At 73.4% G+C, this 14,317-nt stretch carries 13 protein-coding genes; 10 read left to right on the forward strand and 3 right to left on the reverse strand.

Annotated elements, in window-relative coordinates; all coding sequences use genetic code 11:
• The first annotated feature begins 87 nt into the window (after positions 1 to 87).
• From ACZ4YY_RS23940 to ACZ4YY_RS23955, 4 genes are all read left to right on the forward strand, one after another.
• Entirely contained in the window at positions 88 to 801 is a 714-nt protein-coding gene (locus ACZ4YY_RS23940) for an LPXTG cell wall anchor domain-containing protein (protein WP_468293650.1), read from the forward strand.
• 212 nt (positions 802 to 1,013) lie between these two features.
• Positions 1,014 to 1,970, forward strand: coding sequence for a COG1470 family protein (locus ACZ4YY_RS23945; protein ID WP_468293654.1), 957 nt, complete (start codon positions 1,014 to 1,016; stop codon positions 1,968 to 1,970).
• A 32-nt stretch (positions 1,971 to 2,002) separates the two neighbouring features.
• Entirely contained in the window at positions 2,003 to 3,151 is a 1,149-nt protein-coding gene (locus tag ACZ4YY_RS23950) for a hypothetical protein (protein WP_468293784.1), read from the forward strand.
• 71 nt (positions 3,152 to 3,222) lie between these two features.
• Positions 3,223 to 4,503 carry a hypothetical protein gene (locus ACZ4YY_RS23955; protein ID WP_468293787.1) on the forward strand — a complete coding sequence of 427 codons (1,281 nt, stop codon included), beginning with the start codon at positions 3,223 to 3,225 and terminating at the stop codon, positions 4,501 to 4,503.
• Positions 4,504 to 4,641: 138 nt separating this feature from the next.
• Here the strand turns inward: ACZ4YY_RS23955 and ACZ4YY_RS23960 are convergent, their stop codons facing one another.
• Positions 4,642 to 6,138 (reverse strand): oligopeptide:H+ symporter, encoded by a 1,497-nt coding sequence (locus ACZ4YY_RS23960; protein ID WP_468293657.1) that lies wholly within the window; start codon positions 6,136 to 6,138, stop codon positions 4,642 to 4,644.
• Between the two features lie 351 nt (positions 6,139 to 6,489).
• On the opposite strand from ACZ4YY_RS23960, the gene ACZ4YY_RS23965 reads away from it, so the two are divergent.
• A complete protein-coding gene (locus ACZ4YY_RS23965; protein ID WP_468293660.1) occupies positions 6,490 to 7,167 on the forward strand; it encodes a response regulator transcription factor in 678 nt (225 codons plus the stop codon).
• 74 nt (positions 7,168 to 7,241) lie between these two features.
• Complete coding sequence (locus ACZ4YY_RS23970; RefSeq protein ID WP_468293663.1) at positions 7,242 to 8,516, forward strand: ATP-binding protein; 1,275 nt, start codon at positions 7,242 to 7,244, stop codon at positions 8,514 to 8,516.
• A 3-nt stretch (positions 8,517 to 8,519) separates the two neighbouring features.
• Here the strand turns inward: ACZ4YY_RS23970 and ACZ4YY_RS23975 are convergent, their stop codons facing one another.
• Positions 8,520 to 9,032, reverse strand: a complete 513-nt coding sequence (locus ACZ4YY_RS23975; RefSeq protein ID WP_468293666.1) for a GtrA family protein — start codon at positions 9,030 to 9,032, stop codon at positions 8,520 to 8,522.
• A gap of 199 nt (positions 9,033 to 9,231) precedes the next feature.
• On the opposite strand from ACZ4YY_RS23975, the gene ACZ4YY_RS23980 reads away from it, so the two are divergent.
• The 4 genes from ACZ4YY_RS23980 to ACZ4YY_RS23995 all read left to right on the forward strand — a co-directional run bounded on the left by ACZ4YY_RS23980 (position 9,232) and on the right by ACZ4YY_RS23995 (position 13,860).
• Entirely contained in the window at positions 9,232 to 10,392 is a 1,161-nt protein-coding gene (locus ACZ4YY_RS23980; protein ID WP_468293669.1) for a 5-(carboxyamino)imidazole ribonucleotide synthase, read from the forward strand.
• On the forward strand, positions 10,389 to 10,913 hold the full coding sequence (gene purE, locus ACZ4YY_RS23985) for a 5-(carboxyamino)imidazole ribonucleotide mutase (protein ID WP_468293672.1): 525 nt from the start codon (positions 10,389 to 10,391) through the stop codon (positions 10,911 to 10,913). Before ACZ4YY_RS23980 ends, purE begins: the two co-directional genes overlap by 4 nt.
• 5 nt (positions 10,914 to 10,918) lie before the next feature.
• Positions 10,919 to 12,097 carry a dipeptidase gene (locus tag ACZ4YY_RS23990; protein ID WP_468293789.1) on the forward strand — a complete coding sequence of 393 codons (1,179 nt, stop codon included), beginning with the start codon at positions 10,919 to 10,921 and terminating at the stop codon, positions 12,095 to 12,097.
• Between the two features lie 365 nt (positions 12,098 to 12,462).
• The gene (locus ACZ4YY_RS23995; RefSeq protein ID WP_468293675.1) at positions 12,463 to 13,860 is read left to right on the forward strand and encodes a dipeptidase; all 1,398 of its coding nucleotides are present in this window, start codon (positions 12,463 to 12,465) and stop codon (positions 13,858 to 13,860) included.
• 43 nt (positions 13,861 to 13,903) lie between these two features.
• Here the strand turns inward: ACZ4YY_RS23995 and ACZ4YY_RS24000 are convergent, their stop codons facing one another.
• Positions 13,904 to 14,296, reverse strand: coding sequence for a VOC family protein (locus ACZ4YY_RS24000; RefSeq protein ID WP_468293678.1), 393 nt, complete (start codon positions 14,294 to 14,296; stop codon positions 13,904 to 13,906).
• Positions 14,297 to 14,317: the final 21 nt, after the last annotated feature.

The following is a 14,317-nucleotide window of genomic DNA, read 5'->3' on the forward strand; positions in this document are numbered from 1 at the left end:
TACCTTGACGGCTCGGTCACCCGATCTGATGCATCGTCAGTAATGGTCGGCGACGCATCGTCAGGAACTGTCAGGAAGGAGGGGACCGTGCCCCACGGGAAGCGAAGCGCCGCGCTCGCGACCGCCACGGCCCTGGCCGGCGCGGCCGTGTGGACGGCCGCCCCGCCGGCCGCGGCCGAGGCCGTCGACGTCAACTACTCCTGCAAGACGCCCATCGGCGACAAGAGCGCCGTCTCGCCCATCGACATCAAGGGCGTCCGCAGCGGCGCCGGCTACCGCATCACCATGTCCTGGCAGAAGGGCGTCTCCTCCAGTCCGGTCGAACTCGGCAAGGGCTCGATGAACCCGAGCGCCACGATCAGGCTCGGCGGCGCCGACAGCGGGACCCTGACCGTCACCGGCCCCGCCAACCAGGCGGCCGTCCCGGCCGACACGCCCATCAAGATCAGCGACCTGAGCGGCACGTACACCCCGGAGAAGACCGGCAAGGTCACCTTCACGGCCGGTGTGCTCACCATCAAGGCGCTCGGCACCACGACGACGTGCACCCCCACCAACAGCCCGGGACCCTCGCTCACCCTCGACGTGACGGCCCCGGGCGGCGGCGGGTCCGGCGGAAGTGGCGGAAGCGGCGGAAGCGGCGGAAGCGGCGGTGCGGGCGGGAGCAAGGGCGACGGCGGCACGCTCCCGCAGACCGGCCCGGAGGACTCCGCGATCGCCCTGGCCACCTTCGGCGGAACGGTCCTGCTGGTCGGCGCCGCGGGCACCCTGTGGCTGACCCGCAGACAACGCCCGCACTGACCGACGCGACGCCCTCCGCACCGAGCCGCGGAGCCGCGACTGCGCACCGAGCCGCACCCTTCCGCACCGAGCCGCGGAGCCGCGCCCTCCGCACCGAGCCGCGGAGCCGCGGAGCCGCACCCTCCGCACCGGAACGCTCAGCCGCGCCCCCGCGCCGAGCCCGTGGAGGCGCGATCCTCCGCACGAGCCGCACCCAGCCGCTGGAGCCGCCGATGCCGCCCACGCCGTACGCCGCCGTCTGTGCCCTGCTGCTGGCCCTGCCGCTGCTGCCGGCCGCAGCCGAGGGCCCGGCCGCCGGCAGTCGGTCCGCCCACGGCCGGCCGGCCGACGGCTGGTCCCTCGCGCCCACCGGTGGCGGGCGGCCGTCCTTCTACGCCGAGGGGGTGCCCGGGGCGGTGCTGCAGGACACGCTCGCCGTCACCAACCGGGGCAGCCGGCCGCTCACCGTCCAACTGCGCGCCACCCGTCTCCCGGCCATCCTCGCCAGGACCACCGTCCGCGTCCCCGCCCGCACCCGGGCCGAGATTCCGTTCACCGTCGCCGTTCCCCCGGACGCCGCCCCCGGCGACCGCGCGGGCACGCTCGTCGCCCGGGACTCCGCCGGTCGCGAGGCGAGCGTGGGGATGCTGCTGCGGGTCGGCGGGCCGCGGCTGGCGGCGCTGACCGTCGAGCACGTCGCCGTGCGCGCCGACCGCATCACGTACGAGCTGGTCAACCGGGGTACGACGGCCCTGGTGCCGCGGCTGGCGGTGCGTGCGGACGGCGTTCTCGGCGCCATCCTCGACCGCGCACCGCGTGCCCTGCCCGTCCGTCTGCCCCCGGGGCACCGTCTGCGGCTCAGCGAACCCTGGCCGGACCGTCCCGTCCTGGACGCCGTCACCGTCCGGGTGACCGTGACCGCCTCCGGCGGCGCGCACGCCACGGGTGAGGCGTCGGCGCGGTTCGTGCCGTGGGGCACGGCGGCCGGTGCCGCGGCCGGCACCCTGCTGGCCGGCGCGCTCCCCGTCGCCCTGCACCGCCGCCGACGGCGCGGAAAGGACACACGCCGGGAGGCGACGCGCCCGGAGGACACGCGTCCGGAGGGATCGCGCGGAGAGGACACGCGCCGGGAGGTGGCTCACGGCGCGGACGCGCGCCGGGAGGCGGCCGAGGAGGTGCGGCCGGCGTGAGCGGCGAGCTGCGGGTCCCGGTGCGGGCGGTCCTGCGGGCGGTCCGGGCGGTCGTGCTGGCGGTCGTTCCGGCGCTGCTCCTGGTGCCCTGGGCGGCGGGGCCGGCCGCCGCGGCGGGCCCCCCGACCGTCCGTCTGTCGGCCTCCCAGGCGGGGACGGGCGGCTCGATCACTATCAGCGGCAGCGGCTGGCGGGCGCGCGCGCTGCTGATGCTGCTGATCTGCGGGCAGGCCGACCCGTCGAAGGGGATCGTCGGCGGCACCAACTCCTGCGCCAACGCGGACGGCCGGGCCGTCACCACCGACGCCGCCGGCACCTTCAGCCGTGCCCTGCCGGTGTCCGAACCGCCGGTGCCCTGCCCCTGCGTGGTCCACGTGACCACCGCGACCGGGCCCAAGGCGCAGGCCGACGCGGTGTTCCAGGTGGCCGGGCACCCCGTCGAACCGCTGCCCGCCGATCGGGCGGGCGGACGCCTGTCGGTGCTCGCCGGCCCCCGTCTGGAGGGCTCTGACGGGCTGCTGACCTGGTTCGGTGCCCCGCCTTCCCGCACCCTGGTCGTCACCGTGGGCAACGTGGGCACCGCGGAGGTGCGCGACCCCGTCTTCCAGGTGGGCACCGCCCACGGCGTGTTCGCCCCGCAGTGGGACGAACGCCGCTGGCGCGGCACCATCGCGCCCGGCGCCAAGGCCCGTGTCACCCTGCCCGTCGAGCTCACCGCGGGCGCGCACGGCGCCTACACCGTCTCCCTGAAGTACGGCGGAAAGGTCCTCGCCGACCAGCCGTGGGGTGTGGACCGGCCGTGGGGCGTGACCCTGTTCTGGATCCTGCTCTGTCTGGTCGTCCCGGCGGCGGTGTTCCGCATCGGGATGGCCGTGGTGGACAAGGTCCGCCCCCGCCCGCCCACGCGGGCCTCCCGCCCGCGGCCGCGCGCCCGCACCACCCGCGCGTCCCGGCCCCGGCCGCACCGGCGCGCCACCCCCGCCTCCCGGCCCCGGTCCGTCCGCCTCCCGTGGCGCCGGGCCGACGTCCTCGAGGAATCGCCCGCTCCGGACGCCACCCCCGCCTCGACCCTGCCGTGGTTCACCCCGGACCGCGTTCCGGGCCCGGCGGGCCGGCTCTCCGCACCGCACGACGACCACCCGACCACCCCCACGACTCCCGGCAGGAAGGGAACCCCGTGAGCAAGCGCGACAGACGCGAGAGAGCCGTACCCCGGGGGCGGCGCGGAGCCGCCGCGGCGGCGGCCGCCGTCCTGGCCTGCGGGACCACCGTCCTGCTGACCGTGGCCGTGCCGCAGGCTCGGGCCGCCGAGGTGTCCTACGCCACCCGCTGCATCCCGCCCGCCGGCGTCGGCCTGCCCGAGGTCGACGGCACCACGGAGGTCGAGATCACCGCCCCGGCCGCGGCGAAGGTCGGCGACACCGTCGACGTCGTGTGGACGTTCACCCGGGCCGCCTCCAAGAACCCCGACCTCATCGACCTGCCCGCGAACTCGGTGCAGCCGTCCGGGACGCTGAAGGCGGCCGGGGCGCAGACGGCCGACGTCGCGATGCGGGGCCCGCGCGAGAACCCGCCGATCCCGAAGGGCGGCACGATGGTGCTGGCCGCGATGAAGGGCTCCCTGAAGCTGACGACGGCGGGGCAGGTGACGCTGACGCCGGACGCGTACGTCGTCAACGCGCTGTCGACGGACACCAGGTGCGCGCCGAAGGAGCCGGTGCAGCCGGCGGCCACCATCACCGTGACGGCGGGGGAGGGCGGCCCGTCGAGCGGTTCCCCGAGCCCGTCCACGTCCCCGTCGCCGTCGCCGTCGGCCTCACCGTCCCCGTCCGGGTCGCCGTCCGCCTCCGCGAGTCCGTCCGCGTCGCCCTCGCCCTCGGGAAGCGGTGGGGGCCGGACCGACTTCACCGGCAAGGTCGTCGACATCCCCTACACCTGTGCCTCGCCCATCGGCGAGAAGAAGGCGACCTCACCGGTGCAGATCGACGCACGCAGGAACGGCGGGAGCTACGACCTCACCGTGCAGTTCAAGAAGTCGGTGATGAACAGCCCCATCGACATCCCCGCGAACGCGGTGAAGCCGTCGATGCAGATCGTGATCGGCGGTGCCGACCGGGGTGCGGTGCGGGTGGAGGGCCCCACCAACGCGGCCCCGTTCACGTCGGGCGCCCCGATCGAGATCCCCGACCTGACCGGCACGTACAAGCCGGGCGCGACGGGTGAGTCGACGCTCTCGCCCGGCGTCCTGACCGTCGAGGCCCTCGGCACGACCACCACCTGCACCCCCGACCGGACGCAGGTCTCCCTCACCCTCGACACCACCGAGCAGGCGAGCGGCGCCTCCGGCGGCGGCAACGGCGCCGCAGGCGGTTCGTCGTCCTCCACAGGCGGTGCGTCGACCGGCGGCGGCCTCGCCGAGACCGGCGCCGACGACCACGGCACCCTGAAGGCCCTCGGCCTGGTCGCCGGCACGGCGATCCTGCTCGGCGGGGCCGTGTTCACGTTCCTGCCGGGACGACGGCACCCGCACTGAGCGCAGCGAGCACGAACCACGGCACCGGCGCTGAGCGGACGGAACGCGCGGAGGGCCGCCGCGACCAGGTCGCGGCGGCCCTCCGGGAGCGTCGGACGTCAGTGGGCACCCATGGCCGTCAACGGACGACGGCGGCCGTCAGTGGACGTCGCCCATGAGCTCTTTGACGCGCTTGCGGTACATCCACACCGCCGTACCGGCGACCACGGCGAGCACGGCCTCCAGGGCCACGACGCCCGTCCGGTTGAGGTCGACGCCGGCGATGGAGAGCAGACCGGTCGTGGCGTCACCGGCGGTGACGGCCAGGAACCAGACGCCCATCATCTGCGAGGCGTACTTGGCCGGCGCCATCTTCGTGGTGACCGACAGGCCGACCGGGGAGAGCGTCAGCTCACCGACGGTCTGGACGAAGTAGATGCCGACCAGCCACATCGCGGCCGCCTTGTGACCGCCCTCGGCGATCGACAGCGGGGCGAGGAACAGGAGGAAGGACGCGCCGATCAGGACCAGGCCCATCGCGAACTTCACCGCGGTGCTCGGCTCCTTGCCGCGCCGCGCCAGCGCCAGCCACGCCCAGGCGAAGACCGGGGCCAGCGCCATGATCATGACCGGGTTGACCGACTGGTACCAGGAGACCGGGAACTCCCAGCCGAAGACGCTGTTGTCGGCCGAGGCCTCGGCGAACAGCGAGACGGTCGAACCGCCCTGGTCGTAGATCATCCAGAACACGGCCGCGGCGACGAAGAACCAGATGTACGCGGACATCTTCGACTGCTCGGCGCGGTCCAGCTCCTTGTCCCGCTTGATGCGGGCGATGACCATCACCGGGATGACGAGACCGGCGACGGTGATCGGGACCAGCAGCCAGTTCAGCGTGTAGTGGCCGGAGAAGCCGACGATCGCGTAGAACACGGCGGCGACGGCCGCCCACAGCGCCGACTTGCGCAGCGTGGCGGTCTTCTCGGCGGCGGTCATCGGCGTGGGGACGATGTCCGAGCGGGAGCTGAGGTGGCGGCTGCCGAACAGGAACTGGGCGAGGCCCAGCGCCATGCCGAGCGCGGCGAGCGCGAAGCCCAGGTGCCAGTTGACGTTCTCGCCGACCGTGCCGATGACCAGCGGGGCGGCGAAGGCACCCAGGTTGATGCCGATGTAGAAGACGGTGAAGCCGCCGTCACGGCGCGGGTCGTCCGGGCCGTCGTAGAGGTGGCCCACCATCGTGGAGATGTTGGCCTTCAGCAGGCCGGACCCGATCGCGACCAGGCCGAGGCCGGCGTAGAAGGTGCCGGAGTTCGGCAGGGCCAGGGTCAGGTGGCCCAGCATGATGATCGCGCCCGCGACGGCGACCGTCCTGCGGGGGCCGAGCACGCGGTCCGCGAACCAGCCGCCCGGGAGGGCGAGCAGGTACACGAGGGACAGGTACACCGAGTAGATCGCGGTCGCGGTGGCCGCGCTCAGGTGCAGGCCGCCCGGTGCCACCAGGTACAGCGGGAGCAGAGCCTTCATGCCGTAGTAGGAGAACCGCTCCCACATCTCGGTCATGAAGAGAGTGGCCAGTCCGCGGGGGTGGCCGAAGAAGGTCTTCCCGGAGCCGGGGGTGTCCGGATGGACCGAGTCCTTCGTCAGGCTGGACGCCATGGTCGTTCCTTGCTGGTCGGGACGCACGGTGTGGAGCCGGTGGATGTCGGCCCGCACACAGAAGAGACCCCCAGCGTCGAACGGCCGCCGAAGGTCGCTGCGTGCTACATGCGTCTTTCACCATAGGGCAGGACACTGCCGGATATAGAAGGACTTGAGACAGGCATCACAGGCGATCATGGAACCGTATGCCCGGTTTCCAAGGTCCATACCAGGATGACATCCCGTGACCGCAGGTCCGTACCAAGATCCCGGCGGGACGCGGAGCCGGTTGTCCGGCATGTCCACAGGTAAGAAAGAGCGGCCGCCGTCACACCTCTGGGTGCGCCCCACCCGGACTACCATCGGCTCATGACCCGTGTACTGCTCGCCGAGGACGACGCGTCCATCTCGGAGCCGCTGGCCCGCGCACTGCGCCGGGAAGGGTACGAGGTCGAGGTGCGCGAGGACGGACCGTCCGCGCTCGACGCCGGAATGCAGGGCGGTGTCGACCTGGTCGTGCTGGACCTCGGCCTGCCCGGCATGGACGGCCTGGAGGTGGCCCGCCGGCTGCGCGCCGAGGGCCATGCCATTCCGGTCCTCATCCTGACCGCGCGCGCCGACGAGGTGGACACCGTCGTCGGTCTGGACGCGGGCGCCGACGACTACGTCACCAAACCCTTCCGCCTCGCCGAGCTCCTCGCCCGGGTCCGGGCCCTGCTGCGGCGCGGTGCCTCGGAACCGCAGCAGCCGCCCGCCACCCACGGCGTGCGCATCGACGTCGAGTCGCACCGCGCCTGGATGGGCGAGGAGGAGCTCCAGCTCACCGCCAAGGAGTTCGACCTGCTGCGGGTGCTCGTGCGGGACGCGGGGCGGGTCGTCACCCGCGACCAGCTGATGCGCGAGGTGTGGGACACCACGTGGTGGTCCTCGACCAAGACGCTCGACATGCACATCTCCTGGCTGCGCAAGAAGCTGGGCGACGACGCGGCCAACCCCCGGTACATCGCCACCGTGCGCGGGGTCGGCTTCCGGTTCGAGAAGAGCTGAACGCCGTCGCGGGCGGACCGGCCCCGGGTGGGCCGCACCCACCCGTCCCGTAGAAACACCGTCCGGAGAAGCCCGTGCGCCGCCGTCTGATCCAGTCCACCCTCGCCGTCGTGCTCGTCGTGATCGCCGTGTTCGGGGTGTCGCTCGTCATCGTCGAGACACGCACGATCAGCAACAGCGCGCAGGAGCGGGTGGAGCTGGAGGCGGCGCGGCTGGCCAGCATCGTGGACAGCCGGCTGCTGGGCGAGGAGACCGTGAACGCCGAGGTGCTGAGCGACCAGGTCACGCAGGAGCGGTACGCCGTCATCCGCATCCCCGGTCAGCGGGCCATCGAGGTCGGCTCCCGGCCCGAGGGCGACGTCATCAGCGGTGATGCCACCGGCGAGAAGGGCGAGACCGTCGTCATCGAGGAGCCGCGCTCCTCCGTGACCCGGGAGGTCGGCCGGACACTGCTGATCATCGGACTGGTGGCGCTGCTCGCGGTGATCGCCGCGGTCCTGCTGGCCATCCGCCAGGCCAACCGGCTCGCCTCCCCCCTGACCGACCTCGCCGAGACCGCCGAACGCCTCGGCTCCGGCGACCCCCGCCCCCGCCACAAGCGGTACGGCGTCCCCGAGCTGGACCGGGTCGCCGACGTCCTCGACGCCTCCGCCGAGCGCATCGCCCGCATGCTCACCGCCGAGCGCCGTCTGGCCGCCGACGCCTCCCACCAACTGCGCACCCCGCTGACCGCGCTGTCGATGCGGCTGGAGGAGATCACCCTCACCGACGACCCGGACACGGTGAAGGAGGAGGCGACGATCGCGCTGACGCAGGTGGAACGCCTCACGGACGTCGTGGAGCGGCTCCTGACGAACTCCCGCGACCCCCGCACCGGCTCCGCCGTCACCTTCGACCTCGACGAGGTCATCCAGCAGCAGCTCGCCGAGTGGCGCCCCGCCTACCGGGGGGTGGGCCGCGCGATCGTCAGCTCCGGCAAACGGCACCTGGAGGCGGTCGGCACGCCCGGCGCGGTCGCCCAGGTACTGGCGGCACTGATCGAGAACTCCCTGATGCACGGCGGCGGCACGGTCGCCCTGCGCACCCGTGTCACCGGCAACCAGGCCGTCATCGAGGTCACCGACGAGGGCCCCGGCGTCCCCGCCGACCTCGGCGCCCGGATCTTCGAGCGGGCCATCAGCGGCCGCAACTCCACCGGCATCGGTCTCGCGGTCGCCCGCGACCTCGCGGAGGCCGACGGCGGGCGGCTGGAGATGCTCCAGGCACAGCCCCCGGTCTTCGGCCTGTTCCTGTCGAGGACGCCACCGGAGAAGAAGGGGTCGCAGGCCGAGGAGCCGACGGTCAGGTGACCGTCAGCCGACCCGCTGCGGCGGCTTCGGCTTGCGCGACTCCGCCTCCAGCATCGACTGCGCCCCCGCCACGGCTTCCCGCACGGGCAGCGCGCGGAACACCCACGTCCGGTACGACCAGAACCGGAACAGCGTGGCGACGCCGATCCCGATGAACTTGAACACGTTGCTCTGCAGCGGGCTGTCCCACCCGAAGCCGTACGTCGCCAGGAACAGGAGCCCGTTCTCGATGACCAGACCCACCGCGCTGAACAGCAGGAACAACGTCATCTCGCGGGTACGGCCGCTCTTGTCCCGATCGCGGTAGGCGAAGTAGCGCAGACCGACGTAGTTGAAGGCGATGGCGACGACCGTCGCGATGACGCTGGCCCGCACCACCTGGAGGTCGGTGACGTGCCGCACGAGGTTGAACACACCGAGGTTGACCAGCAGCCCCGCTCCGCCCACCGCACCGAACTTGGCGAGCTCACGGGCGAGCCTGCGCAGCCTTCCGTCCGCCGAGGAACCATGTCCCATGGTCGTACAGGCCCCCGTCCGGGTGTCGGTTTCGTCAACCCAGCCATGCTAACCACCCCTCCTGAAGGTTTCCTGTGCTGCGGCTCACGGCCGGGCGGCGGCTCGGTGAGAAGCCGGGAAAGCGACGGTATGAGGCAGGAAAGAGGCGGGTGAGAGGCGCGGGACCGGGCCGGTCCGCGGCGGCCGATACCCTAGGGGCGTGACGTTCCCGGTAGTCGGCATGGTCGGCGGGGGCCAGCTCGCTCGTATGACACACGAGGCGGGCATCCCGTTGGGCATCAGGTTCAAGCTCCTCAGTGACACCCCTCAGGATTCCGCGGCCCAGGTGGTGAGCGACGTCGTCATCGGCGACTACCGCGACCTGGACACGCTGCGTGACTTCGCGCGCGGGTGCGATGTGATCACTTTCGATCACGAACACGTACCCACCGAGCACCTCAGGGCACTGGAGGCGGACGGCATCCCCGTCCGCCCCGGCCCCGACGCGCTCGTGCACGCCCAGGACAAGGGCGTGATGCGCGCGAAGCTCACCGAGATCGGCGTGCCCTGCCCACGCCACCGCATCGTGACCGGCCCACAGGACGTGGCGGCCTTCGCGGCGGAGGGCATGCCCGAGGGCGCCGCGGGCGACGGCTTCCCCGTCGTCCTGAAGACGGTCCGCGGCGGTTACGACGGCAAGGGCGTGTGGGTCGTCGGCAGCGCGGCCGAGGCGGAGGAACCCTTCCGGGCCGGCGTGCCCGTCCTCGCCGAGGAGAAGGTCGACTACGTCCGCGAGCTCGCGGCCAACGTCGTCCGCTCCCCGCACGGCCAGGCCGTCGCCTACCCGGTGGTGGAGTCCCAGCAGGTCGACGGCGTCTGCGACACCGTGATCGCCCCGGCGCCCGACCTCGACGAGGCCCTCGCGCTCAAGGCCGAGGAGATGGCCCTGACCATCGCCAAGGAACTCGGCGTCGTCGGCCACCTGGCCGTCGAGCTGTTCCAGACCCGCGACGGCCGCATCCTCGTCAACGAACTCGCGATGCGCCCGCACAACTCGGGCCACTGGTCCATGGACGGCGCGGTCACCAGCCAGTTCGCCAACCACGTCCGCGCGGTCCTCGACCTGCCGCTGGGCGATCCGCGCCCGCGCGCCCCGTGGACGGTCATGGTGAACGTCCTCGGCGGGGACTACCCGGACATGTACTCCGCGTACCTGCACTGCATGGCCCGCGACCCCAGGCTGAAGATCCACATGTACGGCAAGGACGTGAAGCCCGGCCGCAAGGTCGGTCACGTCAACACCTACGGCGACGACCTCGACGACGTGCTCGAGCGCGCCCGTCACGCTGCCGGCTACCTGAGAGGCACGATCACCGAATGAGCCCGGTTGTAGGCATCGTCATGGGGTCCGACAGCGACTGGCCCGTCATGGAGGCCGCCGCCAAGGCCCTCGACGAGTTCGAGATCGACTACGAGGTCGACGTCGTCTCCGCGCACCGCATGCCGCGCGAGATGGTCGCCTACGGCGAGCAGGCCGCCGACCGCGGCCTGAAGGTGATCATCGCCGGCGCCGGGGGAGCGGCCCACCTGCCGGGCATGCTCGCCTCCGTCACGCCGCTGCCCGTCATCGGCGTGCCCGTGCCGCTGAAGTACCTCGACGGCATGGACAGCCTGCTGTCGATCGTGCAGATGCCGGCCGGAGTGCCCGTCGCCACGGTCTCGGTCGCCGGCGCGCGCAACGCGGGCCTGCTGGCCGCCCGTGTCCTCGCCACCCACGACGAGGACCTGCTCGCCCGCATGCGCGACTTCCAGCAGGACCTCAACGACCAGGCCACCGAGAAGGGCAAGCGACTGCGCACCAAGGTCGAGGGGTCCGCCGGCGGCTTCGGCTTCGGGAAGTGACGCCGATGACCCGGCTGGACGAGGCCCGGGAGCTCCTGCGCGCGTTCCCGGTCGTCGACGGACACAACGACTTGCCCTGGGCGCTGCGCGAACAGGTCCGCTACGACCTCGACGCCCGCGACATCGCCACCGACCAGCGCGCCCACCTGCACACCGACCTGCCCCGCCTGCGCGCGGGCGGCGTCGGCGCCCAGTACTGGTCGGTGTACGTCCGCGCGGACCTGCCCGACGCGGTCCCGGCGACCCTGGAGCAGATCGACTGCGTACGGCGGCTCGTCGAGCGACACCCGGCCGATCTGCGGGCCGCGCTGACCGCCGCCGACATGGAGGCGGCGCGCGCCGAGGGCCGTATCGCCTCGCTGATGGGAGCCGAGGGCGGCCACTCCATCGCCAACTCGCTGGGCACCCTGCGCTGTCTGTACGCGCTCGGCGTGCGGTACATGACGCTCACCCACAACGACAACGTGGACTGGGCGGACTCGGCGACCGACGTGCCCAGGGCCGGCGGCCTGACGGCGTTCGGCCGCGAGGTGGTCCGGGAGATGAACCGGCTCGGCATGCTGGTGGACCTCTCCCACGTGGCGGCGACCACCATGCGTGACGCGCTGGACGCCTCCACCGCCCCGGTGATCTTCTCCCACTCCTCCTCGCGGGCCGTGTGCGACCACCCGCGCAACATCCCCGACGACGTGCTGGAGCGGCTGCCCGCCAACGGCGGCGTCGCGATGGTGACGTTCGTGCCGAAGTTCGTGCTCCAGGCGGCCGTGGACTGGACGGCCGCGGCCGACGAGAACATGCGCGCCCACGGCTTCCACCACCTCGCCACCACCGCCGACGCGATGCGCGTCCACCGCGCCTTCGAGGAGCGGCACCCGCGTCCCGTCGCCACGGTCGCGACGGTCGCCGACCACCTCGACCACATGCGCGAGGTCGCCGGCATCGACCACCTCGGCATCGGCGGCGACTACGACGGCACGGCCTTCACCCCCGAGGGCCTGAACGACGTCTCCGGCTACCCCAACCTCGTCGCCGAGCTCCTCGAGCGCGGCTGGTCGGCGTCCGACCTCGCCAAGCTGACCTGGCAGAACGCGGTACGGGTACTGGGTGCGGCGGAGGACGTGGCGCGCGGCCTTCAGGCGACGCGCGGGCCGTCGGACGCGACGATCGAGTCCCTGGACGGCTGACCGTCCTCGTGCAGGGCGGGGAAGCCGGCACAGCCGTCTCCCCGCCCACGTACATCGGATGCCGCTCCCGCACCTCAGGGTGCGAGCCCGTGGGGAGGGGACGCGGATCGGCGAACCGGCCCGGCGCACGGACATCAGCGAGCGCTCCAGGCGCCACCACGAGCCCCAGGGGCCGCTGCGCGCCGACCGCACGCCCGGCGGGCACCGCGCGTACCCGGAGCCGGCCGCGGACCGACTCCTGCGGATCCAGGTGACGCGGGGCGGCCGACCGGCTCGCGCGTACCCCCGAACGCGCCACCCACCAGGAAGGCCCCCGCCCGTCGTGCGACCGTGACCGTACTGCTGACCGACGTACGGAGACCGCCATGGCCGACCTCCAGGACGCACTGCACACCACTCCGGAAGTCGGCGAGCTGCCCCCCGCGGACGCCCTGGCCGCCGAACCCCGCGCCCCCGCCGCCCTCGGCCCCGTACCCGGCGCCCCCGCCGCCGCCCTCGGCCCCGACGCCGCACCCCGCGCCCCCGTCACCGCCCTTGGCCCCGACATCGACGTCGACATCGCACCCGACGCTCCCGCCCCGGACTCCACCGCCGTACCCGGCGCTCCGGCCAGGGGCTCCACCGCTGTACCCGGCGCTCCCGTCCTGGATTCCGCCGCCGTACCCGGCGCTCCCGCCCGGGACTCCGCCGCTGTACCCGGCGTCCCCGCCCCGGACTCCGACGCCGGACCCAGCCGCCCCGCTCTCGAACGCGACGCCGACCCCCTGGACCGGGCCCGTGCGCTGCTGGCCGCCCACCCCGTCGCCGACGGGCACAGCGGCCTGGCCCGCGCCCTGCGCCGCCTGCCCTGGTACGAGCTCCAGCTCGGCGAGAGCGCCCTCGCCACCGACCTGCCCCGCCTGCGCGAGGGCCGGGTCGGGGCCCTGCTGTGGTCGCTGCACCGGCCCGAGGACCTCGCCGCCGACCGCGCCCTCGGCGCCACCCTGGAACAGCTCGACCTCGGACGGACGGTGATCCGCGCGCACCCCGAGGCGCTCCAGCCCGCCCACAGCGCCGGGCAGGTCCTCGACGCCCGCAACCGGGGCCGGATCGCCGTCCTGCTGGGCCCGGCCACGGCCGCCGCGGTCGACGACTCCCTCGCCGTCCTGCGCGTCCTGCACTCCCTCGGCCTGTGCGCCCTCACCCTCGCCGGGACCTCCTGGGCGAGCGAGGCGGGGCTGAGCCGGTTCGGCGAGGAAGCGGTGCGGGAGATGAACCGGCTCGGCGTCCTCGCCGACCTCTCCGGTGCCTCCGACGCCACGATCGCCCGCGCCCTCACCGTCTCCCGCACCCCGGTCCTGTGCACCCGCTCCGCCGCCCGCGCGCTGCGCCCGCACCCCGACAACCTCTCCGACGAGCTGCTCGTCGCGCTCGGTGCGGCCCGGGGCCTGTGCATGGTGCCGCTGACCGCCGACCAGAGCGGACCGACCCTGCGGGACGTCGCCGACCACCTCGACCACGTCCGCGCCACCGCGGGCCCACAGTGCGTCGGCCTGTCCGGCGCCTTCGACACCGGCGCCGCCCACCCGCGGGACCTCGCCGACGTCTCCACCTACCCGCACCTGATCGCCGAGCTCCTGCGCCGCGGCTGGCCGGAGACCGACATCGCCCTGCTGACCTGGGGGAACCTCCAGCGTGTGCTGCGCACCGCGGACTTCACCGCCCGCGCGGCCCGGGAACGCCGGGAGCCGTCGACGGCGACGATCGCGGAACTCGACGGCTGAACCGCCGAACTGCGGCCACCCACATCCCCGGCCCGCGGCAGCGTCAAGGGTGCTCGATCCGGCACAGGCAGAACGGGTGTCCCGCCGGATCGGCGTACACCATGAAGTCCTTCTTCTCCCGGTCCTCCAGGTCCAGCGGCCGGGCCCCCAGCGCCAGCACGCGCTCGTGCGCCGCGTCGACCTCCTCCCAGGTCGCACCCGCGTCGAAGTCGAGGTGGAACTGCTGGGCGTTGCGGTCGGAGCGGGGCCACTCGGGCGGGGTGAGACCCTCCGCCCGCTGGAAGGCGAGCCGCGGCCCGTCGGGGACGAGCAGGACGACCCACTCGTCGTCCTCGGCCACGGGCGTGCCGCCCGCGACGGCCGCGTAGAAGTCGGCCAGCGCGTGCGGGTCGGGACAGTCGATCACGACGTTGCGCAGACGGGCGACGGGCGCCATGCGGTACCTCCTCGTACTCGG

It is taken from the genome of Streptomyces sp. NPDC030143 (genome assembly GCF_055573695.1).